Annotated in this window: 20 protein-coding genes and 7 tRNA genes; 10 read left to right on the top strand and 17 right to left on the bottom strand. The window is 54.7% G+C overall.

Annotated elements, in window-relative coordinates:
• The first annotated feature begins 153 nt into the window (after positions 1 to 153).
• Positions 154 to 1,326, top strand: a complete 1,173-nt coding sequence (ubiF, locus tag LZU96_RS14390; protein WP_233984914.1) for a 3-demethoxyubiquinol 3-hydroxylase — start codon at positions 154 to 156, stop codon at positions 1,324 to 1,326.
• A gap of 117 nt (positions 1,327 to 1,443) precedes the next feature.
• Here ubiF and LZU96_RS14385 read toward each other — a convergent pair.
• The 12 genes from LZU96_RS14385 to nagB form a co-directional block, all read right to left on the bottom strand.
• Positions 1,444 to 1,518: transfer RNA gene (locus LZU96_RS14385), tRNA-Gln, on the bottom strand.
• A 29-nt stretch (positions 1,519 to 1,547) separates the two neighbouring features.
• A tRNA-Gln gene (locus tag LZU96_RS14380) sits at positions 1,548 to 1,622 on the bottom strand.
• 6 nt (positions 1,623 to 1,628) lie between these two features.
• Positions 1,629 to 1,705, bottom strand: a tRNA-Met gene (locus tag LZU96_RS14375).
• A 22-nt stretch (positions 1,706 to 1,727) separates the two neighbouring features.
• Positions 1,728 to 1,802: transfer RNA gene (locus LZU96_RS14370), tRNA-Gln, on the bottom strand.
• 34 nt (positions 1,803 to 1,836) lie between these two features.
• A tRNA-Gln gene (locus LZU96_RS14365) sits at positions 1,837 to 1,911 on the bottom strand.
• Positions 1,912 to 1,933: 22 nt separating this feature from the next.
• Positions 1,934 to 2,018: transfer RNA gene (locus LZU96_RS14360), tRNA-Leu, on the bottom strand.
• A gap of 9 nt (positions 2,019 to 2,027) precedes the next feature.
• A tRNA-Met gene (locus LZU96_RS14355) sits at positions 2,028 to 2,104 on the bottom strand.
• A 219-nt stretch (positions 2,105 to 2,323) separates the two neighbouring features.
• Positions 2,324 to 3,991: an asparagine synthase B gene (gene asnB, locus LZU96_RS14350; protein ID WP_233984913.1), complete on the bottom strand. Its 1,668-nt coding sequence runs from the start codon at positions 3,989 to 3,991 to the stop codon at positions 2,324 to 2,326.
• A 348-nt stretch (positions 3,992 to 4,339) separates the two neighbouring features.
• Positions 4,340 to 5,092: an HAD-IIA family hydrolase gene (locus tag LZU96_RS14345; RefSeq protein WP_233984912.1), complete on the bottom strand. Its 753-nt coding sequence runs from the start codon at positions 5,090 to 5,092 to the stop codon at positions 4,340 to 4,342.
• A gap of 40 nt (positions 5,093 to 5,132) precedes the next feature.
• The gene (gene nagC / locus LZU96_RS14340; protein ID WP_233984911.1) at positions 5,133 to 6,353 is read right to left on the bottom strand and encodes a DNA-binding transcriptional regulator NagC; all 1,221 of its coding nucleotides are present in this window, start codon (positions 6,351 to 6,353) and stop codon (positions 5,133 to 5,135) included.
• 7 nt (positions 6,354 to 6,360) lie between these two features.
• Positions 6,361 to 7,509, bottom strand: coding sequence for an N-acetylglucosamine-6-phosphate deacetylase (gene nagA / locus LZU96_RS14335; RefSeq protein WP_233984910.1), 1,149 nt, complete (start codon positions 7,507 to 7,509; stop codon positions 6,361 to 6,363).
• A gap of 63 nt (positions 7,510 to 7,572) precedes the next feature.
• Positions 7,573 to 8,373, bottom strand: a complete 801-nt coding sequence (gene nagB / locus LZU96_RS14330; RefSeq protein ID WP_233984909.1) for a glucosamine-6-phosphate deaminase — start codon at positions 8,371 to 8,373, stop codon at positions 7,573 to 7,575.
• 328 nt (positions 8,374 to 8,701) lie between these two features.
• Here nagB and nagE point away from each other — a divergent pair, with 328 nt between their 5' ends.
• The 3 genes from nagE to LZU96_RS14315 all read left to right on the top strand — a co-directional run bounded on the left by nagE (position 8,702) and on the right by LZU96_RS14315 (position 13,183).
• Positions 8,702 to 10,735 carry an N-acetylglucosamine-specific PTS transporter subunit IIBC gene (nagE, locus tag LZU96_RS14325; RefSeq protein ID WP_233984908.1) on the top strand — a complete coding sequence of 678 codons (2,034 nt, stop codon included), beginning with the start codon at positions 8,702 to 8,704 and terminating at the stop codon, positions 10,733 to 10,735.
• Between the two features lie 152 nt (positions 10,736 to 10,887).
• Positions 10,888 to 12,555, top strand: coding sequence for a glutamine--tRNA ligase (gene glnS, locus LZU96_RS14320; protein WP_233984907.1), 1,668 nt, complete (start codon positions 10,888 to 10,890; stop codon positions 12,553 to 12,555).
• 232 nt (positions 12,556 to 12,787) lie between these two features.
• Positions 12,788 to 13,183, top strand: a complete 396-nt coding sequence (locus LZU96_RS14315) for a hypothetical protein (protein ID WP_233984906.1) — start codon at positions 12,788 to 12,790, stop codon at positions 13,181 to 13,183.
• 71 nt (positions 13,184 to 13,254) lie between these two features.
• On the opposite strand, the gene fur is transcribed toward LZU96_RS14315, so the two are convergent.
• From fur to ybfF, 4 genes are all read right to left on the bottom strand, one after another.
• A complete protein-coding gene (fur, locus tag LZU96_RS14310; RefSeq protein ID WP_031374805.1) occupies positions 13,255 to 13,698 on the bottom strand; it encodes a ferric iron uptake transcriptional regulator in 444 nt (147 codons plus the stop codon).
• Positions 13,699 to 14,050: 352 nt separating this feature from the next.
• Positions 14,051 to 14,581, bottom strand: coding sequence for a flavodoxin FldA (fldA, locus tag LZU96_RS14305; RefSeq protein WP_094119655.1), 531 nt, complete (start codon positions 14,579 to 14,581; stop codon positions 14,051 to 14,053).
• Between the two features lie 132 nt (positions 14,582 to 14,713).
• A complete protein-coding gene (gene ybfE, locus LZU96_RS14300) occupies positions 14,714 to 14,989 on the bottom strand; it encodes a LexA regulated protein (RefSeq protein ID WP_069728027.1) in 276 nt (91 codons plus the stop codon).
• A 166-nt stretch (positions 14,990 to 15,155) separates the two neighbouring features.
• Positions 15,156 to 15,920: an esterase gene (gene ybfF / locus LZU96_RS14295; RefSeq protein WP_233984905.1), complete on the bottom strand. Its 765-nt coding sequence runs from the start codon at positions 15,918 to 15,920 to the stop codon at positions 15,156 to 15,158.
• 250 nt (positions 15,921 to 16,170) lie between these two features.
• On the opposite strand from ybfF, the gene seqA reads away from it, so the two are divergent.
• Together seqA and pgm are read left to right on the top strand one after the other, a co-directional pair.
• Complete coding sequence (seqA, locus tag LZU96_RS14290) at positions 16,171 to 16,719, top strand: replication initiation negative regulator SeqA (protein WP_233984904.1); 549 nt, start codon at positions 16,171 to 16,173, stop codon at positions 16,717 to 16,719.
• 25 nt (positions 16,720 to 16,744) lie between these two features.
• Positions 16,745 to 18,385, top strand: coding sequence for a phosphoglucomutase (alpha-D-glucose-1,6-bisphosphate-dependent) (pgm, locus tag LZU96_RS14285; protein WP_233984903.1), 1,641 nt, complete (start codon positions 16,745 to 16,747; stop codon positions 18,383 to 18,385).
• Between the two features lie 39 nt (positions 18,386 to 18,424).
• Here the strand turns inward: pgm and kdpE are convergent, their stop codons facing one another.
• The gene (gene kdpE / locus LZU96_RS14280) at positions 18,425 to 19,099 is read right to left on the bottom strand and encodes a two-component system response regulator KdpE (protein ID WP_233984902.1); all 675 of its coding nucleotides are present in this window, start codon (positions 19,097 to 19,099) and stop codon (positions 18,425 to 18,427) included.
• Between the two features lie 257 nt (positions 19,100 to 19,356).
• Here kdpE and LZU96_RS14275 point away from each other — a divergent pair, with 257 nt between their 5' ends.
• From LZU96_RS14275 to LZU96_RS14260, 4 genes are all read left to right on the top strand, one after another.
• A complete protein-coding gene (locus tag LZU96_RS14275; RefSeq protein WP_233984901.1) occupies positions 19,357 to 19,557 on the top strand; it encodes a DUF2517 family protein in 201 nt (66 codons plus the stop codon).
• Positions 19,558 to 19,710: 153 nt separating this feature from the next.
• Positions 19,711 to 20,667, top strand: coding sequence for a YbgA family protein (locus LZU96_RS14270; protein WP_233984900.1), 957 nt, complete (start codon positions 19,711 to 19,713; stop codon positions 20,665 to 20,667).
• A gap of 12 nt (positions 20,668 to 20,679) precedes the next feature.
• Entirely contained in the window at positions 20,680 to 22,104 is a 1,425-nt protein-coding gene (gene phrB / locus LZU96_RS14265; RefSeq protein ID WP_233984899.1) for a deoxyribodipyrimidine photo-lyase, read from the top strand.
• A gap of 18 nt (positions 22,105 to 22,122) precedes the next feature.
• Entirely contained in the window at positions 22,123 to 22,866 is a 744-nt protein-coding gene (locus LZU96_RS14260) for a type 2 GTP cyclohydrolase I (RefSeq protein WP_233984898.1), read from the top strand.
• The last annotated feature ends 67 nt before the right edge of the window (positions 22,867 to 22,933 follow it).

Genomic DNA, 22,933 nt, shown 5'->3' with positions numbered 1-22,933 from the left:
GTGCAGTGAAGTGCAGGGCGCGTATTGTAATGCTTTGATGCTGTTGTGACCAGCCTAAGGGCTTTTCTGATCGTGCCAGAATTTTCCGGTACACTTTGCTTCAATCAGACCCGTGTTGCGCAGGCTGGCGGGAAAAGAAGAAGGATAAAAGCAATGCAGGATAACCAGTTTGATGTGGTGATCGTCGGCGGCGGCATGGTGGGTGCGGCGCTGGCGTGTGGACTGACGCAGCATAAATTTCGCGTGGCGGTGATTGAGCGCGCGGAGCCGGCCCCTTTTGCCGCGGAGAGCGATCCCGATCTGCGGATCTCAGCGATCGGTTCATCCTCGGTGGCGTTATTAAAGCAGCTTAACGTCTGGTCCCGGGTTGAAGCGATGCGCTGTGCGCCCTATCGCAAGCTGGAAACCTGGGAGTGGCAATCCGCGCAGGTCAGCTTTGATGCCGCCTCGCTCGGGCTGCCGGAACTCGGTTTTATGGTAGAGAATAGCGTGCTGCAACGGGCGCTGTGGGAAGAGATGCAGGCGCTTGGCGTCACGCTCTGTTGCCCGGCCACGCTGGAGAACCTGCAGCAGGAGAATGGCGGCTGGCGTGTTGATCTGAGCGGCGGCGAGACGCTGCATAGCCGGCTGGTGGTGGGCGCAGATGGCGCTAACTCTCAGGTGCGGCAGATGGCGGGGATTGGCATTCACGGCTGGAGCTATGCCCAGTCCTGTTTGCTGATTAGCGTCAGCTGTGAACATCCGGCAGGCGATGCCACCTGGCAACACTTTACCCCGCAGGGACCGCGCGCCTTCCTGCCGCTGTATGACAATCGCGCCTCGCTGGTGTGGTATGACGCTCCTGCGCGGATACGTCAGTTGCAGGCGATGGCGCTGCCTCAGCTTGAGAAAGAGGTTGCCAGCCACTTCCCGGCGCGTCTGGGGCGGTTTAAAGCCCACGCCGCGGGCGGGTTTCCGCTGGTGCGACGTCATGCGGCGCGTTATGTGCTGCCCGGACTGGCGCTGGTGGGCGATGCGGCCCACACCATCAACCCGCTGGCGGGGCAGGGCGTCAATCTTGGCTATCGCGATATTGATGCGTTGATCGATGTGCTGGTCACCGCGCGCGGTGCGGCGGAAGACTGGGCGGCGGAGCGGATATTACAACGCTATCAGCGACAGCGCCGTACCGACAACATGCTGATGCAGGGCGGGATGGATCTCTTCTATTTCGCCTTCAGCAATCAGCTGGCGCCGCTGCGGTTTGCGCGTAATCTGGGGTTGATTGCGGCCGAGCACTCCGGGGTACTGAAGCGGCAGGTGCTGCGCTATGCGCTGGGGTTATAAGCTGGCCTGACAAGGCCGAACGGCTCGGAGTAAGACCGGGCCGTCTCACTGGCTGACAGCGTTCAGGGAAAGCACAAAAACAACAAAGCCCGCAAAAGCGGGCTTTGTTGTGCAATTTGGCTGGGGTGCAGGGATTCGAACCCCGGAATGCTGGTATCAGAAACCAGTGCCTTACCGCTTGGCGACACCCCAATAGGTGTTAATTCAAATTGTCTTTTGTGTGGCTGGGGTGCAGGGATTCGAACCCCGGAATGCTGGTATCAGAAACCAGTGCCTTACCGCTTGGCGACACCCCAATAATATGGTGGCTACGACGGGAATCGAACCTGTGACCCCAGCATTATGAGTGCTGTGCTCTAACCAGCTGAGCTACGTAGCCAAATTGTACTGCATTTCGATGATGGCTGGGATACCTGGATTCGAACCAGGGAATGCCGGTATCAAAAACCGGTGCCTTACCGCTTGGCGATATCCCATTCGTCCACTCGCAGCCACGAGATTCATCGAAATTGGCTGGGGTACCTGGATTCGAACCAGGGAATGCCGGTATCAAAAACCGGTGCCTTACCGCTTGGCGATACCCCATCCATGCTGCCGAATAATGAAATGGTGCGGGAGGCGAGACTTGAACTCGCACACCTTGCGGCGCCAGAACCTAAATCTGGTGCGTCTACCAATTTCGCCACTCCCGCAAAAAAAGATGGTGGCTACGACGGGAATCGAACCTGTGACCCCAGCATTATGAGTGCTGTGCTCTAACCAGCTGAGCTACGTAGCCATCTTTTTTTCGCGTTACCTTCATCGGCGTTGCGGGGCGCATTATGCGGAGTTGACTTAACAGCGTCAACAAGTTTTTTGCCGTTTTTTTACGGATAACCGCTGTTTGACCGGCTTATAACCAGGCTGCTGGTTTATTCAACAATTTTACAGTGAATACAACGCTGATGATGAAAAAAATGGGCCCGCAACGGCCCATTTTTCTTCTGTTTCAACGCCCTTATTTATAGGCTGACTGATGGACGCCGACGGCGCGACCAGAAGGATCGTCCATGTTTTTAAATGCTTCGTCCCACTCAATCGCCTTGGCTGAGGAGCAGGCCACGGATGGACCACCAGGCACGCACTCTGCCGCGCTCGGTAACGGGAACAGCTCTTCAAAGATTTCACGGTACAGATAGGCTTCTTTCGAACCCGGCGTGTTGAACGGGAAACGGAAGTGCGCGGTGGCCAGCTGCTGGTCGCTGATTTGCTTCGCGGCAACCTCTTTCAGCGAGTCGATCCAGCTGTAACCCACGCCATCAGAGAACTGCTCTTTCTGACGCCATGCTACGCTTTCCGGCAGGTAGGACGAGAAACATTCACGCAGGATGTGCTTCTCCATTTTGCCGTTGCTGCCACACATTTTGTCGGCCGGGTTGATGCGCATCGCCACGTCGAGGAATTTTTTATCCAGGAAAGGTACACGCGCTTCCACGCCCCAGGCTGACATCGCCTTGTTGGCACGGGCGCAGTCGAACATGTGCAACGCCTGCAGTTTACGCACGTTTTCTTCGTGGAACTCTTTGGCGTTCGGCGCTTTATGGAAATAGAGGTAGCCGCCGAAGACTTCATCCGCGCCTTCACCCGACAGCACCATCTTGATGCCCATCGCTTTAATTTTACGTGACATCAGGTACATCGGCGTGGACGCGCGGATGGTGGTGACGTCGTACGTTTCGATGTGGTAAATCACATCGCGAATCGCATCCAGACCTTCCTGCACGGTGAAATGAATTTCGTGGTGCACCGTGCCGAGATGTTCTGCAACCGATTTGGCCGCTTTCAGATCGGGCGATCCTTCCAGGCCCACCGCGAATGAGTGCAGCTGTGGCCACCAGGCATCACTTTTATCCTGATCTTCTACCCGCTTAGCGGCAAAGCGCTTGGTGACGGCAGAGATGATTGAGGAATCGAGTCCGCCCGACAGCAGCACGCCGTAAGGCACATCAGACATCAGATGGCTTTTCACTGACTCTTCCAGCGCATGTTTCAGGCCGGCAGCGTCGGTGGTGTTGTGTTCGACATTTTTATATTCCATCCAGTCACGCTGCCAGTAGCGACGGATTTCACCATCGGTGCTGGAGAGATAGCTTCCCGGCGGGAACTCTTTGATTGAACGGCAGGCCGGCACCAGCGCTTTCATCTCTGACGCGACATAGAGGTTGCCATGCTCATCGTTACCCATATAGAGCGGGATGATGCCGATGTGATCGCGGCCAATCAGGTAACTGTTTTTAACGCTGTCATACAGAATGAAGGCGAACATACCTTCCAGATCGTCGAGGAAATCAACGCCTTTTTCCTGATACAGCGCCAGGATGACTTCACAGTCAGATCCGGTCTGGAACTGATAGCGGTCGCTCAGCTCTGCGCGCAGCGCCTGATGGTTATAGATTTCGCCGTTAACCGCCAGGACGTGAGTGTGGTCGGCGTTGTACAGCGGCTGTGCGCCATTGTTGACGTCAACGATTGAGAGGCGTTCATGCGCCAGGATGGCATGGTCATCGGCATAGACGCCAGACCAGTCCGGGCCGCGATGACGCATTAAGCGTGAACATTCCAGCGCTTTTTTGCGCAGCTCAACAGGATCGGTTTTCAGATCCAGCACACCAAAAATTGAACACATAACTGACTCCTGAGCTCACCTTACGGCGATGTTATCTTTTGCGTTTGTCCGGCAGCCTGACGCTGCGTGATGTATAAGAAAATGCGCTATTTGGTGCATTCAATGCAAGATGTATAAGAAAATGCGCTATTTGGTGCATTCAATGCAAGAAGAATCACGATTTACTGACAAAAAGATTGTTGGTATGGCGATAAAATTGAACAAACTTCAATTTAACGGCAATTTTATTGTCGAATCGATAATGAAATGCATTTTCTGGCTGAATTTTAGCCGAAGGAAAGGGCGGGTAATCGGTCGAAAAGAGGGGACGCATCACGCTTTAGCCCGATGCGTCATAAGAAAAAGGCATCAGAACAGGTCAATATCCGCGACGGAAGGGTAGATCCAGTCTGGCCGGAATGGCATGGCATCAATATCGCTTAAGGTTGATACGCCAGACAGCACCAGCACCGTCTCCAGCCCGGCCTGAAAACCGGCCAGAATATCGGTGCGCAGATTGTCACCGACAATTACCGTCTCTTCCGAGTGCGCCTGCATCTTGTTCAGGGCCGCACGCATAATGTACGGGCTCGGTTTACCGACGTAGAACGGGCGGCGGCCGGAAATCTTCTCAATGCCGGCACAGAGCGCGCCACAGGCGGGAACAAAGCCGCGCGCATGGGTATCCGGGTTTGTGGCAATGAACCGCGCGCCGTTGGCGACAAAAAAAGCGGCCTTGTGCATCATGTCCCAGTTGAACGAGCGCGTTTCCCCAACGATGACAAAATCGGGGTTGATATCGGTGATGGTAAAGCCCGCTTTGTAGAGTTCATGGATCAGCGCGCCTTCACCAATCACATAGGCTTTTTTGCCTTCCTGGCGGCGCAGAAAGTCTGCCGTGGCCATCGCCGAGGTATAGAACACCGAATCCGGCACTTCAACGCCCGCCGAAGCAAAACGGTTCGCCAGATCCTGCTCGGTTTGCGAAGGGTAGTTGGTCAGCAGCACCAGCGGCATCTCTTTCGCCAGAATGCGCTGCAAAAACTCCTGCGCGCCGGGAACTGCCGTATTGTCGTGCATCAGCACGCCATCAATGTCACAAATTACGCTTTTAATGGTCATAGTCAGATCCGATGTGGCCCGCCAGAGCGGCAGGCTGAGCTTATTCTTCGAGAAGATGTTGCAGCAGAATGCCGTTAAGCATGGCACGTTTTGCCAGCGCAAAGGCGCCGATTGCCGAACGATGATCCAGGGTTGAGCGGACCACCGGCAGATTTTTGCGGAACGCGGCGAGAGCCTGGGTATTAATGCAGCCTTCAATTGCCGGCAGCAACACTTTCTCCGCGTCGGTGATTTCACCGGCCAGTACCACTTTTTGCGGATTAAACAGGTTGATGGCAATGGCGATGGCTTTGCCGAGGTAACGGCCAACATATTCAACCACTTCACAGGCCAGCGCATCGCCCTGATTGGCCGCTTTACAGATGTGCGACATCTGGCACGCCTCGAGCGTCAGTACGCTGGGGTAGCCCTGATTCAGCAGGTGACGCACCCGGTTTTCAATCGCGCCGTTGGCGGCGATGGTTTCGAGGCAGCCAAAATTACCGCAGTGGCAGCGTTCCCCCAGCGGATCGACCTGAATGTGACCAATCTCCCCGACGTTACCGTTGCTGCCGAGAAAAATATGGCCGTTGGCAATAATGCCGGCTCCGGTGCCGCGATGTAAGCGCACCAGAATGGAGTCGGCACAGTCGCGGCTTGCGCCAAAATAGTGCTCAGCCAGTGCCAGGCTGCGAATATCGTGACCGACAAAGCTGGTCACGTTAAATCGCGCTTTCAGGCTGGAAACCAGCGGCCAGTGACTGACGGCAATGTGCGGCATATAGCGGATCACGCCGTTAATCGGGTCAACCAGTCCGGGCAGGATGACCGAGATGGCAATCAGCTCGCGGATCTTGCGCTGGTGCTGCTCAATAAAGGCGCTGATGGCGTTGAACAGTGCATGCTGCAGCGTCTCCTGAGTACGTTCCGGCAGCGCATAATCCTCCTGCGCCAGGGATTTACCGCTCAGATCAAACAGCGTCAGGGTGGCATCATTGCGTCCGAGCCGGACGCCGATGGTGTGGAAATGGCGGGTTTCAGTGATGATAGAGATGGCGCGGCGACCGCCGGTAGAGGCTTGCTGATCGACCTCTTTGATCAAGCCGCGCTCAATCAACTGACGCGTAATTTTAGTGACGCTGGCGGGCGCAAGCTGACTGAGTTCGGCTATCTGAATGCGCGATATCGGCCCCTGTTGATCAATCAGCCGGTAAACGGCTGCGCTATTGAGTTGCTTAACAAGATCGACATTTCCTATTTGTGACTGGCCGCCAGTGGTCATTCAGTGCTTACTCGCTCAGGACGTCGTCTCCGTTGACAAACGTCTTAATGATTTTAAAGTCGCGCGTAAACACAGTCAGGTTCGCGATTTTTCCTGCTTCGATCGATCCCAACTGCCTTTCCACGCCCATCGCCCGTGCCGGGTAGAGTGACGCCATGCGCAACGCTTCATCCAGTGCAATGCCAGCATGTTCAACACTGTTTTGTACTGCTTCGATCATGGTGAGGGCAGAGCCGCTCAACGTGCCGTTTTCATCAACGCACAGACCATCACGATAATAGATTGTTTTACCAGCAAAAATAAATTCGCTGATCGCCGCGCCAGCGGGTGCAGTGGCATCGGTTACCAGCACCAGCTTATCGCCTTTAATGCGTTTTGCGTTGCGGACATTGGCGTAATGAACATGTAAACCATCCGCAATGATGCCGCAGTATACATCAGGCGAATCAAACAGCGCACCGATAAGACCCGGTTCACGACCGGCAAAGGTCGGCATGGCGTTATACAGGTGCGTAGCAAAGCTGACGCCAGCGGAGAAACCGGCTTTGGCCTCTTCATAGGTGGCGTTTGAATGCCCGGCAGAGACGATGATACCCGCTTCAGTCAGCTGACGAATCACATCGCTGCCCGCATTTTCCGGGGCCAGCGTCACTTTTGTGATCACATCCGCGTTTTCGCACAGGTATTGCACCAGCGCAGCATCCGGCAGGCGAATCAGCGCCGGATTATGGGTGCCTTTCTTCGCTTTGCTCAGCCACGGGCCTTCCAGATGCAGTCCCAGCGCCTGATGCTGATGTTTCTGCAGATAAGCGCGCATGGTTTCAATTGCGCGCTGCATTAATTCGTCGCTGCTGGTGATCAGCGTCGGTAAAAAGCTGGTGCAGCCTGACTTCTGATTAGCGCGCTGCATAATTTCCAGCGTCTCAACGCTGAGCGCGTCAATGTCGTCATTAAACTGAACGCCGCCGCAGCCATTGAGCTGCAGATCGATAAAGCCGGGAGCAATGATGGCGCCGGCCATATCGCGCTGCTCCACGTCTGCGGGCAGCGACTCACGTGGGATCACGCGGTCAATGCGGCCATTGGCAATCACCACGGCGTGATTATCCAGAATCTGGTGGCCGCTATAGATCCGGCCGTTAACTAGTGCGTACATCTCTTCTCTCCCGTCCTGACCTGCTGCTGCCTGTGGCAACAGCAGGTATGACAACGTTTTGTGTTACACGCCTTTCATATTTTCCGCTTCCATCTCGCGGAAATACTTCACGGTTTTCACTTTCAGTTCCATGGTGGCCGGCTCATCACACACCACCACCGATTTCGGGTGCAGTTGCAGACAGCTGATGGTCCACATGTGATTCACGTTTCCTTCAACCGCCGCCTGCAGCGCCTGGGCTTTAACGTGGCCGGTAACCAGAATCATCACTTCTTCCGCGTCCAGCAGAGTACCGACACCCACCGTCAGCGCATATTTTGGCACCTGATCCACATCGCCGTTAAAGAAGCGCGAGTTTGCCACGCGGGTGTCATGGGTCAGAGTTTTAATCCGGGTACGGGAAGCCAGTGAAGAGGCTGGTTCATTAAAGGCAATGTGACCATCGTTACCGACGCCGCCCATAAACAGGTGAATTTTGCCCAGCGCGCGAATTTTCTCTTCGTACTGGCGACATTCTGCGTCAATATCCGGCGCATTACCATTCAGAAGATTGATGTTTTCTGGTTGAATATCAACATGATCAAAGAAGTTGCGATACATGAAGCTGTGGTAGCTTTCCGGATGCTCTTTCGGCAGGCCGACATATTCGTCCATATTGAAAGTGATAACATGTTTAAAGCTAACCTGGCCCGCTTTATGCATCTCAATCAGGTGCTTGTAGGCTTCGAGCGGTGTTCCGCCGGTCGGCAGTCCCAGCACAAAGGGTTTCTCTGCCGTTGGGTTGAAGGCGTTAATCCGGTTCACAATGTGGCGTGCGGCCCATTTGCCGACCTGGGTCGGGGTGGCTAAAGGAATCAGTCTCATGTTTCACCTCAATTAGGAAATGGATAGGAGGGCGCGAATCGGTTGTGTTACTCATTAGCCTAAACGGATTATGTCATCCCGCCACGGTCTGAGTGCGCCTCAATATTTCGGATCATAAAATAAGTTTGCGGCTATAGCCAGATGTTGCCGTATCAAAGGATGTTTTTTGGTGATAAAAGTCACAATAGTGGTGGTTTTAATTTGCGAGGCGAATTAATTTATCATTACACTTCGCAGCGTGATATGAAGTGTCATTAAGGTCTTTGCTGCCGACATAACAACATAAAGCGGCGCAGAGCGATAAGCAGGCTCATAGGGGGAAGGGTAAATGTTAGGTTACTTACAGAAGGTAGGCCGTGCGCTAATGGTGCCGGTGGCGACCCTGCCAGCGGCAGCGATATTAATGGGGGTCGGTTACTATCTCGATCCCGTCAGCTGGGGTGCGGATAATGCGCTGGCCGCGCTGCTGATTAAATCCGGTGCCGCTATCATCGAACACATGTCAGTGTTGTTCGCTATCGGTATCGCTTACGGAATGTCCAAAGACAAGGACGGCGCAGCGGCGCTGACCGGCTTCGTCGGATTTTTAGTGGTCACCACGCTCTGTTCACCGGCTGCGGTGGCGATGATTCAGAAAATACCGCTGGAGCAGGTGCCTGCTGCCTTTGGCAAAATCGAAAACCAGTTTGTCGGTATCCTGGTCGGTATTTTATCAGCGGAAGTCTATAACCGCTTCAGTCACGTCGAGCTGCCTAAAGCGCTCTCGTTCTTCAGCGGACGCCGACTGGTACCGATTCTGGTGTCGTTCCTGATGATCTTAGTCGCCTTTATCCTGATGTATATCTGGCCGGTCGTGTTTAACGGTCTGGTCAATTTCGGCGAACATATCCAGAAACTTGGCTCGGCTGGTGCGGGCATCTACGCCTTCTTTAACCGTCTGCTGATTCCGGTCGGTTTACATCATGCCCTGAACTCGGTGTTCTGGTTCGACGTGGCCGGTATTAACGATATTCCTAAATTCCTCGGCGGTGCTCAGTCGCTGGCTGACGGATCGGCAACGGTCGGCATCACCGGTCGTTATCAGGCGGGCTTCTTCCCGATTATGATGTTCGGTCTGCCGGGTGCCGCGCTGGCGATTTACCACTGCGCACGGCCGGAAAACCGCGTAAAAGTCGGCAGTATCATGCTGGCGGCAGCCTTTGCGGCCTTCTTCACCGGTATTACCGAACCACTGGAATTTTCCTTTATGTTCGTGGCACCGGTGCTCTATCTGATCCACGCTGTGCTGACCGGTATTTCGGTCTTCATCGCGGCCAGTATGCACTGGATTGCCGGTTTCGGCTTCAGCGCCGGGCTGGTGGATATGTTTCTGTCGACCCGCAACCCGCTGGCAACCCACTGGTACATGCTGATTCCGCAGGGGCTGGTGTTCTTCGTCATCTACTATGTGGTGTTCCGTTTCACCATCAAAAAATTCAACCTGATGACCCCAGGCCGTGAGCTGGCGGTAGCCGGTGATGAAAGCGATGGCTACGACGTTAACGTCGATAAAACTGACAACGGTGAAAGTGCAACAGAGACGCTGGCGCGCCGTTACATCGGTGCGATTGGCGGCTCTGAAAACTTAACCAGCATTGATGCCTGTATTACCCGTCTGCGCCTTAACGTCAATGATTCGGCCCAGGTTAATGAAAGCGTGGCGAAACGTCTTGGCGCGTCCGGGGTGATTCGTCTTAACAAGCAGAGCGTGCAGATCATCGTCGGTACCCAGGCAGAAAGCATCGCTTCAGCGATGAAAAAAGTGCTGACTAAAGGCCCGGTCGCCGCAACGGCCAGCAGCAGCGCTACGCCAGCCGCCGCCCCGGAAGTGAAACCGCAGGCGGTGCTGAACAGTGAAAAGCGAGTGATTGCTACGTTACTGGCACCGGTCAGCGGTGAAGTTGTCGCGCTGGATGATGTGCAGGATGAAGCCTTTGCCAGTAAAGCGGTGGGCGACGGTCTGGCGATCAAACCCAGCGATAAATGGGTAGTGGCACCGATCGCCGGTACGCTGGTGAAAATCTTTAATACCAATCACGCCTTCTGTCTGGAAACTGACAACGGCGTTGAGATTGTGGTGCACATGGGGCTGGACACCGTGGCGCTGGAAGGAAAAGGCTTTACCCGCCTGGTGGAAGAGGGCGCCAGCGTGGTGGCCGGTCAGCCTGTGCTGGAGATGGACCTTGATTTCCTGAATGCCAATGCCCGCTCGATGGTGAGTCCGGTGGTGGTCAGCAACAGCGATGATTTCGCTGGTCTGACCTTGCTGGCCAGCGGCCAGGTGGTGGCGGGTGAAACCCCGCTGTATGAAGTGAAAGGCTAATCCCCGCAACAGAACCCACAAGGCAGGAAGCGATTCCTGCCTTTTTTGTTTTAAAGGCTTAACAAACGGTTGTTTCCCTCTGGCGCTTTGTGGATCATACTCCGTTACTTCGTGGTACAAATCACCCGCTATTCGTATTGAGGATTTTTGAGATGAGTGAGGCTGAAGCCCGCCCAACTAACTTTATTCGTCAGATCATCGACGAAGATTTGGCGAGCGGTAAGCACAGCAGCGTGCATACCCGTTTTCCGCCGGAGCCCAATGGCTATCTGCACATTGGTCATGCGAAATCGATCTGTCTGAATTTTGGCATCGCCCAGGATTACCAGGGGCAATGTAACCTGCGTTTCGACGATACCAATCCGGTAAAAGAGGATGTGGAGTTCGTCGAATCCATCAAGCGTGACGTCAAATGGCTGGGCTTTGAGTGGAGCGGTGAGGTTTGTTACTCATCAAACTATTTTGATCAGCTCTACAACTATGCGATTGAACTGATCAATAAAGGGCTGGCTTACGTCGATGAGCTGACCCCGGAAGCGATCCGCGAATATCGTGGCACTCTGACCGCGCCGGGCAAAAACAGTCCCTATCGCGACCGCAGCGTGGAAGAGAACCTGGCTCTGTTCGAGAAAATGCGTAACGGGGAATTTGCTGAAGGTACAGCCTGTCTGCGCGCAAAAATCGATATGGCCTCTAACTTTATCGTGATGCGCGATCCGGTGCTGTACCGGATTAAGTTCGCTGAACACCACCAGACCGGTAACAAGTGGTGCATCTATCCGATGTATGACTTTACCCACTGCATCTCCGATGCGCTGGAAGGCATCACGCATTCACTCTGTACGCTGGAGTTCCAGGATAACCGTCGTCTCTACGACTGGGTGCTGGACAACATTACTATTCCGGTGCATCCACGTCAGTATGAGTTCTCTCGCCTGAATCTTGAGTATGCGGTGATGTCGAAACGCAAACTGACTCAGCTGGTGACCGAGAAGCACGTTGAAGGCTGGGATGATCCGCGCATGCTGACCGTTTCTGGCTTACGCCGTCGCGGTTATACCGCCGCCTCAATCCGCGAGTTCTGCCGCCGTATTGGTGTTACCAAGCAGGACAATATTGTGGAAATGGCGTCGCTGGAATCGTGCATTCGTGACGATCTCAACGAGAATGCGCCACGCGCGATGGCGGTGCTTGATCCACTGAAAGTGGTGATTGAAAACCTGCCAGCGGGCCATCATGAAACCATCACCATGCCTAACCATCCTTCTAAACCGGAGATGGGAACGCGTGAGGTGCCGTTCAGCCGTGAGATCTGGATCGATCGGGCGGATTTCCGCGAAGAGGCTAACAAGCAATATAAGCGTCTGGTGCTGGGCAAAGAAGTTCGCCTGCGCAACGCTTATGTGATCCGTGCTGAGCGGGTGGCGAAAGATGATGCGGGCAACATCACCTGCATCTACTGCACCAGCGATGTGGATACCCTGAGCAAAGATCCTGCAGATGGCCGTAAGGTAAAAGGCGTGATCCACTGGGTATCAGCAGACCATGCGCAGCCCGCAGAGTTTCGTCTCTACGACCGCCTGTTCAGCGTGCCAAACCCGGCCGCGGCAGACGATTTCCTGTCGGTCATCAACCCGGATTCACTGACCATCAAACAGGGCTTTGTTGAGCCGGGCCTGCGCGATGTGGAAGCAACCACACCGTACCAGTTTGAGCGTGAAGGGTATTTCTGTGCCGACAGCGTCTATTCGAAGCCGTCACAGCTGGTGTTTAACCGTACCGTCGGTTTGCGAGACACCTGGACTAAAAGCGGCGAATAATCATTAACGCTGGCTGATAAAATGACAAAAGGGCGACTTATCGCCCTTTTTTATTGTCCTGATTTCTGCCATCGCCGAGGTTTGTGCTGCAAGCCTGGTTCTGTGGTTGTTACAAATTTGTGAGAGAAATCTGAGTTTAAAAAAATTAATCAATTACCAGATGTGAATTATCGGCGTTCAGGTAGGCTATGCGCACTCAGACAGAGCGCAGCGAGTGATATAAGGAAAAAAAATGACCGTTCTCGCCCAGGAAGCCAAACACAGTGTCGTCGTTTTACATCAGCTTATTGAACGTATTTTCAATCAGCCTGCCGGATCCGATGACAGTTTTGAACTGATGATGTCCTATTTCCACCCTGAATTTCGCATGGTAACGCCACGGGGAAATCAGCTAAACCTGAACGAAGTGGAAGAACTTTTCCGTCAGCTGCACGGCAAGCGGGAAGGCATGCGTATCGCCACCTGTGAGCACGTCATTATTTCACATCACGATCAGGAAGTGACGGTACAGTATCGGGAGATGCAGATGCTGAATGGCGATAATCAGAGCCGCATCGCGCTGGCGATTCTCGACTGCAGCACCTCGATTCCGCGCTGGCGTTACCTGCAGGAAACGCTGGTCGCCTGACGACCCGGCGTAGTAAGGACGAAAAAAAACCGGTCTGTGAACCGGTTTTTTTATATCAGGCAGGATCAGTGTTACTGATCGTGCAGCGTTTCATCTTCACGGCAGTCACCCAGCGCGCAGTGACCATAGAGATAAAGGCTGTGGTTCGTCAGCTTAATGCCGTGGCGGGTCGCAATTTCCCGCTGACGGGTTTCGATCGACTCATCGCTGAACTCGATCACTTTACCGCAGTCCAGGCAGATCAGGTGGTCGTGGTGATGCTGCTGAGTCAGTTCAAACACCGACTTGCCGCCTTCGAAATTGTGACGGGTCACAATGCCGGCATCATCAAACTGGTTCAGCACACGGTAAACGGTGGCCAGACCAATCTCTTCGCCGATATCGATCAGGCGTTTGTACAAATCTTCCGCGCTGACGTGATGGCACTCAGGTTCCTGAAGCACTTCCAGAATTTTCAGTCTGGGCAGCGTGACTTTCAGGCCAGCCTTCTTTAATGCGGTATTGTTGTCAGTCATGCGGATTTTGTCCTGTTACTAATATTCACTTTTGTGGCGCTTGGCCTTGAATGTCGATCTACACCCATTCTCATTTGCGTCTCATTATAGAACTGAAGCCGTGAAATGAAAACCGAGGGGAGTGCCTAAATCACCATGGGCTGTATGGGATACGTCACCGAGCCGGGGAGGATTTCTGCAGGAGTCTGTTAACATTTCGCTTAGCCCTATCTGCTGCCAGAGAAAATAAGCGGAAGATCGATGCGGGTATTCTACAGATTAAACGAAGAAAGTTAAAAAAATGTGGCTATTATTTCTATAGGAATTTCCATTGCCTCAATGTGAGCTGGCGCTCACATTGAGGCGGAGAGCATCAGGCTTCGAGGATCTCTTTGAGCTGCAGTTCATCAAAGATCTGCTTCACCCACTGCTCAACGCGCGCATTGGTCAGCTCAGGCTGGCGATCTTCATCAATGGCCAGGCCCAGGAAGTGCGTATCATCCGCCAGACCTTTTGAGGCCTCGAAGTGATAACCTTCGGTTGGCCAGTGACCGACGATCACGGCGCCATGCGGCTCAATGATGTCGCGGATGGTGCCCATCGCGTCACAAAAATACTCGGCATAATCCTCCTGATCGCCACAGCCAAACAGGGCAACCAGTTTGCCGTTGAAATCGATCTCTTCCAGCGTCGGGAAAAAGTCATCCCAGTCGCACTGCGCTTCACCGTAATACCAGGTCGGGATACCCAGCAGCAGGATGTCAAACGCTTCCAGATCTTCTTTAGTGCTTTTCGCGATGTCGTGGACTTCTGCAACGTCTTTACCCAGCTGTTTCTGGATCATTTTTGCAATGTTTTCGGTGTTGCCGGTATCGCTGCCAAAGAAGATGCCTACGAGTGCCATGAGTAAAATAACCTCTTAAATCCTGATGATGAGATGTGTGCCGCAGCACAATTCAGCGAATAATAGCAGACGAGGCAAACCCGCGGAACGGTTAAAGCCTCGACATTTGCCTCTGCGTGCGTTTTGCCCGCATTAATCCAGTTTGAGTTGCGCCAGCAGCATTTGTTCAATCAATTCGCTACGGCTGAGATTACGCTGTTCTGCCAGCGTATTGAGCGCTTCGACGGCTTCACTGTTCATTTTCAGTTCGACACGGCGAAGCCCGCGTCCTTTGTCACGTTTCAGTTGATTGCGCTTATTGATGCGCAGCTGTTCATCACGCGATAGCGGACTGGTTTTAGGTCGACCAGGGCGGCGCTCATCAGCAAACAGATCGAGCGTCGTGCGGTCAGTGTGTTCTTTTGCCATGGCTTAGTGAAACTGAATGGTGCGGGCGCCAGACGCTCGCCGCGCAGATTATAAATTATTGGCCGTTACCGCGGCAAAATGACCGGCGGCAAAATTTTAGCGCGCCATCATACTCCAGGCTAACTTCCGACGCCAATCCTAAACATTTACCGCCAGGTATTTGCTTTTAAAGCGCAAAAAAGCGACGAACGCTGCGTAATACCGCATCCGGTTTCTCTGCGTGTACCCAGTGTCCCGCGCCGCTGATCACATGCGCATGGGCCGCCGGGAACTGTGCAATCAACGCATCCCGGTACTGATTATCCAGATAGCTGGAGTCGCCGCCGCGGATAAACAACGCCGGATGCGGCCAGGCGGGCACCGGCTGCCAGCCAGAGATGGTGGCATAGTTGTCCCACAGTACCGGCACGTTGAAGCGCCATTCGCCCTGCTGGAACGATTTCAGCAGAAACTGGATTACGCCTTCTTCATCAATGACGCCGCGCATGATTTGCGCCGCCTCACTGCGCGAGGTGACGCCCGCTTCCGTGACCGCGCGGATCGCCGCAAAAATGGTGTCGTGGCGGCGGGTCTGATAATCCACCGGGGCGATATCGATCATCACCAGACGGGCAATGCGCGCCGGTGCCAGTGCGCTCATGGTCATGGCGATTTTGCCGCCCATCGAATGACCGATCACCGCCACCCGATCGATGCCGTGGGCATCCAGCGTGTCAAACATATCCTGTGCCATCACAGCGTAGTTCATCTCATCGGATCGCGGTGATAATCCATGATTGCGCACATCAACCTGCAGCAGCGGGCCGGCATCTTTCAGCCCGCGAGCCAGCACGCCAAGGTTATCCAGCGTCCCGAACAGGCCGTGGATCAGCAGGATGGGCAGGGAATCGGTGGGGGATTGTTCAGTTTGCAGACGGGCGTTCAAAATCATGGCAAAGTTCTTAAGTTTGAGACCTAAGCTTAGGTTATCATGGATTCACCTTTTCAGGCGCGCCGGTTCCGGCGGCATTAGGACATATTCTGACTTTTGCCCGTAAACCGTTTGATTGCTAACAACCCGCCTGAATTTAACTTTATAATCCTCATGTTAGAACCTGCTCACCTTTCGAATCGCCAAACTATGTTAAGGGCTTTTCAGGATACAGGTGGTTCTGTCATGAGAAAGAACCGTACGGAATAAGATGAAAACGATCGAAGTTGACGAAGAGCTCTACCGTTATATTGCCAGCCACACGCAACACATTGGTGAAAGCGCATCCGACATTCTGCGTCGTATGCTGAAGTTCACGGCCGGTCAGACTGCGCCCGCGGCGCCTGCGCAAAACGCGGCATCCGGTGCGGCGAAAGAGACTCAGCCTGCGGTGGTCGGTTCACGTCCACAGGATCGGGTACGCGCCATGCGCGAGCTGATGCTGTCTGATGAATATGCGGAGCAGAAGCGGGCGGTTAATCGCTTTATGCTAATCTTGTCAACGCTCTATCGTCTTGATACCGCAGCCTTTGCTGAGGCGACTGCATCTCTGCAGGGCCGTACCCGCGTCTATTTTGCGGGTGATGAGCATACGCTGTTGCAAAATGGCACCCATACTAAGCCGAAGCACGTACCCGGCACACCGTACTGGGTGATCACTAATACCAATACTGGTCGCAAATGCAGCATGGTCGAACACATCATGCTCTCCATGCAGTTCCCGCAGGAACTGACAGAGAAAGTTTGCGGCACCATTTAAACTGAAGCGTCAGGGAGAAGCGCCAATGGCCAATCACCCCCGTGCCGGGCAACCCGCCCAGCAGAGCGATTTGATTAACGTTGCACAATTAACGTCACAATATTATGTCCTGCAGCCCGATGTGGCGAACCCGGAACATGCGGTGAAGTTTGGCACCTCTGGCCATCGCGGTAGTGCAGGGCGTCAGAGCTTCAACGAGATGCACATTCTGGCGATTGCTCAGGCGATCGCTGAAGAGCGTAAAAAGAACGGCATCACCGGTCCGTGCTACGTCGGTAAAGATACGCACGCGCTGTCCGAGCCGGCGATTCTGTCGGTACTGGAAGTGCTGGCAGCGAACGGTGTTGATGTGATCGTGCAGCAGGACAATGGTTATACGCCAACGCCTGCTATCTCGAACGCCATTCTTGAGCACAATAAAGCGGGTGGCGCACTGGCCGACGGCATCGTGATTACCCCTTCGCACAACCCACCAGAAGATGGCGGCATCAAGTACAATCCACCTAACGGCGGACCGGCTGATACCAACGTCACCAAAGTGGTTGAAGATCGTGCCAATCAGCTGATCAAAGATGGCCTGAAAGAGGTCAAACGTCTGCCGATCGATCAGGCACTGGCCAGCGGTCATGTGGTCGAGAAAGATCTGATCCAGCCTTACGTTGAAGGTCTGGCGCAGGTGATCGACTTCCCGGCGATTCAGAAAGCTGGTCTGAAAATCGGCGTTGATCCGCTGGGTGGTTCCGGTATTGCTTACTGGCAGCGTATCGCCGAGCACTACAAGCTGGACCTGACGCTGGTGAATGACGCGGTCGATCAGACTTTCCGCTTCATGCATCTGGATAAAGATGGCGTGGTTCGTATGGACTGCTCATCAGAGTGCGCCATGGCAGGCCTGCTGGCTTACCGTGACAAGTTCGATCTGGCATTCGGTAACGATCCCGATTATGACCGTCACGGCATTGTGACCCCGGCGGGTCTGATGAATCCTAACCACTATCTGGCGGTGGCGATCAACTACCTGTTCCAGCATCGTCCGCAGTGGGGCCAGGACGTTGCCGTGGGTAAAACGCTGGTTTCCAGCGCAATGATCGACCGTGTGGTTAACGATATTGGTCGTAAGCTGGTTGAAGTCCCGGTTGGCTTTAAATGGTTCGTTGATGGTCTGTATGACGGCAGCTTTGGTTTCGGCGGCGAAGAGAGCGCCGGTGCCTCATTCCTGCGCTTCGATGGTACGCCATGGTCAACCGACAAAGACGGCATCATCATGTGCCTGCTGGCAGCAGAGATCACCGCTGTTACCGGTAAAAACCCGCAGCAGCACTACGATGAACTGGCTGAGCGCTTTGGTGCGCCAAGCTACAACCGTCTGCAGGCCTCAGCGACTTCTGCGCAGAAAGCCGCGCTGTCGAAGCTGTCCCCTGAGATGGTGAGCGCCGATACGCTGGCCGGTGATCCAATCACCGCGCGACTGACCGCTGCACCAGGTAATGGCGCATCGATTGGTGGTCTGAAAGTGATGACGGACAACGGCTGGTTCGCTGCCCGTCCGTCAGGCACCGAAGACGCCTACAAAATCTACTGTGAAAGCTTCCTGGGTGCCGAACACCGCGCGCAGATCGAGAAAGAAGCGGTTGAGATTGTCAGCGAAGTGCTGAAAAACGCCTGAGTCATCGGGCAGTGAAAAAGGCGCCGCGGGCGCCTTTTTTTATGGCATAAAGCGGTAGCCAATGCCGGTTTCGGTCAGCAGATGTACCGGCTGGGTTGGGTTCGCTTCCAGCTTTTGCCGCAGATGTCCCATATAGATGCGCAGATAGTGGCTGTGCTCTACTGCATTCGGTCCCCATACCTGGCTCAGCAGCTGGCGCTGGGTCAGCACTTTGCCGGCATTGTTAAGCAGGATGCTTAACAGGCGAAACTCTATCGGGGTGAGATGGATCTCCTCACCGCTACGCTGTACCCGCCGCGCAGCAAAATCGACACTGACATCCGCAAAACTGACGCGGGCATCGGGCTGCTGGCTGCTGTGACGCCGCAACGCCACCCGGACGCGTGCCAGCAGTTCACCAATGCCGAACGGCTTGGTCAGATAGTCATCAGCTCCGGCGTCCAGCGCCGCGATTTTATCCTGCTCGTCGCTGCGCGCTGACAGTACAATCACCGGCACCGCGCTCCACTGACGCAGGTCACGGATAAAATCGGTGCCATCACCATCCGGCAGGCCTAAATCAAGGATCACCAGATCGGGCTTACGCGTTGCGGCCTCAATCAAGCCGCGTTGCAACGTATCGGCATCGAAGACTTTCAGGGCTTCATTTTCCAGCGCCAGCCGGACAAAGCGGCGGATCTCTTTTTCATCTTCAACGATTAAAACCGTGGTCACGCAAACCTGCCTTGAGTAAACAGTGAGGTCATACTTTACCAATAAATTATTCTGCCGTCCGTGCCGGTTGCGCAGGGCTGGGTTCAACCTGACGGTAACTCACGGGTAACAATTATGTAACTTAATTACAGGTTAATTCTTAAACGGCAAAATTCCGGTCAAATAAGTGGTCAGATGAGTAGTAAAATTACACAATACGGCGTAATCTTAGACACAGATCACACTCACACCTTTTAACTGACCGGGAGGCGATAACCATGTATCAGGCTTATCCACGTTCCAAAATCATTTTGCGTCGCACGCTGGTGGTGCTTCTCGGCGTCGTGGCGTTACCGGTGATGCTGTTTCGTCAGGATCGCGCGCGTTTCTACAGCTATCTGCATCGGATGTGGTGCAAAACCAGCGCGAAGCCGGTATGGCTGGCGCAATCTGAAGCTGCCGGCGGCGCTTTCTGGTAAGGGCGTTTCCCGCTGAATCAGCCTGGTCACCTGACCAGGCTTTTTTTTGCGTTTTTTCTTAGGTTCCGGCGACAAAACTACCGGGCCACCCTGTTTTCCTGACCATTTTACGCTACACTTAAACCTCTACAAGATTTCGGAGGTTGTACAAGTATGAGCGAAAAAATCCCGGTGGGAATCAGTGCCTGCTTGCTTGGTGAAAGCGTCAGATTTGACGGTGGACACAAGCGCCTTACTTTTGCTACCGAAGATCTCACGCCATTTGTGCGGTTCGAGCCGATCTGCCCTGAAATGGCGATCGGTCTGCCCACACCGCGTCCCGCTTTACGCCTGGTTGACCAGGGCGATGAGGCACTGCATCTGTGCTTCAGTAAAGATGGCGGGGAAGAGGTGACTGACCGGATGCGTGACTGGTCAGCCGAGCGCGTGAAATCGTTGCATCATCTGTCAGGTTATATCCTGTGCGCCAAATCTCCCAGCTGCGGCATGGAGCGGGTGCGGGTTTACGAGCCAGAGACCAATAACAATCGTAAAGCCGGCACCGGTATTTTTGCTGAGTTTTTGCAGCGTGAAATGCCGTGGCTGCCGCTGGAAGAGGATGGGCGACTGCACGATCCTGCGCTACGTGAAAATTTCATTGGCCGTATCTGCGCGCTGCATGAGTTTAACCAGATGTGGCAAAGCGGCCTGACCCGTCACCGTCTGATTGCCTTCCACAGCCGCTATAAGTTACTGATGCTGGCCCATTCGCAGGAAAAATACCGCGAGCTGGGGCCGTTTGTGGCCTCAATGAGCGAGTGGGCGTCGCTGGAGGCGTTCGCCTTCGAATACCGCAACCGGATGATGGCGCTGATGTCACGGCCCGCTTCACGCCGGAACCATACTAACGTTCTGATGCACGTTCAGGGCTATTTCCGCCGTCAGTTAAGTTCACCACAGCGTCAGGAGCTGGCGACGCTGATTGATCGTTACCGTCAGGGGACGCAACCGCTGCTGGTGCCGATCACCATTCTTAAACATTACATGGCGGAGTTTCCGCATCCCTGGCTGGCTGAGCAACGCTACTTCGATCCCTATCCCGAAGCGCTGCGTTTACGTTACGGACAATAATTCAGGAGTGTTATGACCACCCATCTGGTCTGGCTGCGTAACGATTTACGCCTCAACGATAATCTGGCCCTGCACGCCGCCTGCCGCGACAGTGAAGCCAGGGTGATTGCCCTTTATCTCGCCACGCCGAAACAGTGGCAGCAGCATGATATGTCACCGAGGCAGGCGGCTTTCATCCATGCCAGCCTGCAACTGCTGGCGGAATCGCTGGCCGAGCGCGGCATTGCGCTGCATTATCAGGCGTGTGAAACCTTTAGCGATGCGGTCGATTCTCTGGTGGCGTTTTGCCAGCAGCAGCAGGTCGACCAGCTGTTCTATAACTATCAGTATGAAGTCAACGAACGCCAGCGTGATGCCGATGCCGAGAAGCGTCTCGACGCCGCTGGCGTGATCTGTCAGGGATTTGATGACAGTCTGCTGCTGCCGCCCGGCAGCGTGCAGAGCGGTGACCGCTCGATGTATAAAGTCTTTACCCCTTTCAGCAAGGCTTTTGTCCGAAGGCTGCAGCAAGGCCTGCCGGAATGCGTGCCAGCGCCCAAAGCGCGTCACGGTGCGCCACTGAAAAGCACCCCGATACCGCCCTTTGATTATCCTGTCGACAGCGTTGATGAAACGCTGTTTCCGCCCGGCGAAGCGGCGGCCCTGAAACGCCTGCGGCAGTTTGCGACCGGGTCCGTGCTCGACTATCCCGCTGAGCGCGATCTGCCGTCGCGGGACAGCACCAGTCGGTTGTCGGTTTATCTGGCAACCGGTGTACTGTCGCCTCGTCAGTGTCTGCATCGGGTGCTGCATGAACACCCGGACGCGCTGGATAACAGCCGTGCCTTTAGCTGGCTGAATGAGCTGATCTGGCGCGAGTTTTATCGTCATCTGCTGGTGGCCTGGCCAGCGCTGTGCAAACATCAGCCGTTTATCGGCTGGACGCGGCATGTTGAATGGCAGCGTAACTCTGCCCATTTTGAGGCCTGGAAAGCGGGGAAAACCGGCTATCCGATTGTCGATGCGGCAATGCGGCAGATGAACTCGCTGGGCTGGATGCATAACCGGCTGCGGATGATCACCGCCAGCTTTCTGGTTAAAGACCTGCTGATCGACTGGCGCGAAGGCGAACGCTACTTCATGCAGCAGCTGATTGATGGCGACCTGGCGGCGAATAATGGCGGCTGGCAGTGGGCAGCTTCAACCGGTACCGATGCCGCACCCTATTTCCGCATCTTTAATCCGACCACCCAGGGCGAACGCTTTGATCCGCAGGGCGCCTTTATTCGTCACTATCTGCCGGAGCTGGCGGAAGTGCCGGACAGCGACATTCATCAGCCGCTGCTGTGGGCCGTGAAAAATCAGAAGAAACTCGATTATCCGGCACCGATCGTGGAACATAAGGCCGCACGTAAAAAGACATTAGACGCCTTTGAGCGGGCAAAAAGCGCTGCCTGAGGCGATCAAGGAGCCACGATGAATCATTACCAACTTGAAACGCTGATCAATCAGCAACTGGAAAGCCAGAACTTCAGCGATTACGCCCCGAATGGTTTGCAGGTCGAAGGCCGCAGCGAAGTGAAAAAAGTGATCACCGGCGTCACCGCCTGTCAGGCGCTGCTGGATGAAGCGGTGGCGCGCCAGGCGGATGCGATCGTGGTGCATCACGGCTACTTCTGGAAAAACGAACCTGCCGCGATTAAAGGCATGAAGCGGCGTCGCCTGCGCACGCTGCTGGCGAATGATATCAACCTGTATGGCTGGCATCTGCCGCTCGACGCGCATCCGCAGCTCGGCAATAACGCCCAGCTGGCGAAGCTGCTGGAGATCGACGTGCGCGGCGAAGTGATGCCGCTGGTGTTCTGGGGTGAACTGGCTGAACCCCTTTCCGGTCAGCAGCTGGCGCAGCGCATCGCCGATAAGCTGGGACGTGAACCGCTGCACTGCGGTGATAACGCGCCCGCGCTGATTCGTCGTATCGCCTGGTGCAGCGGCGGCGGACAGGGCTTTATCGATCAGGCCGCTGCCTTTGGCGTCGATGCCTATATCACCGGCGAAGTGTCGGAGCAGACGATTCACAGCGCGCGTGAACAGGGGCTGCACTTCTTCGCCGCCGGTCACCATGCGACCGAACGCGGTGGCGTTAAAGCACTGGGCGAGTGGCTGGCACAGCACCACGGCCTGGATGTCACTTTTATCGATATTCCCAACCCTGCCTGATCCTACTCCACAGGTCCTGCATCCCGTGCAGGACCTAAATCTGTTGACACGCCTCTGTCACTTTCGC

The organism is Pantoea agglomerans, assembly GCF_021397715.1.
GTDB lineage: Bacteria > Pseudomonadota > Gammaproteobacteria > Enterobacterales > Enterobacteriaceae > Pantoea > Pantoea astica.
The sequence above is the reverse complement of the archived record's forward strand: the minus strand, read 5'-3'. Positions and strand labels throughout refer to the sequence as shown.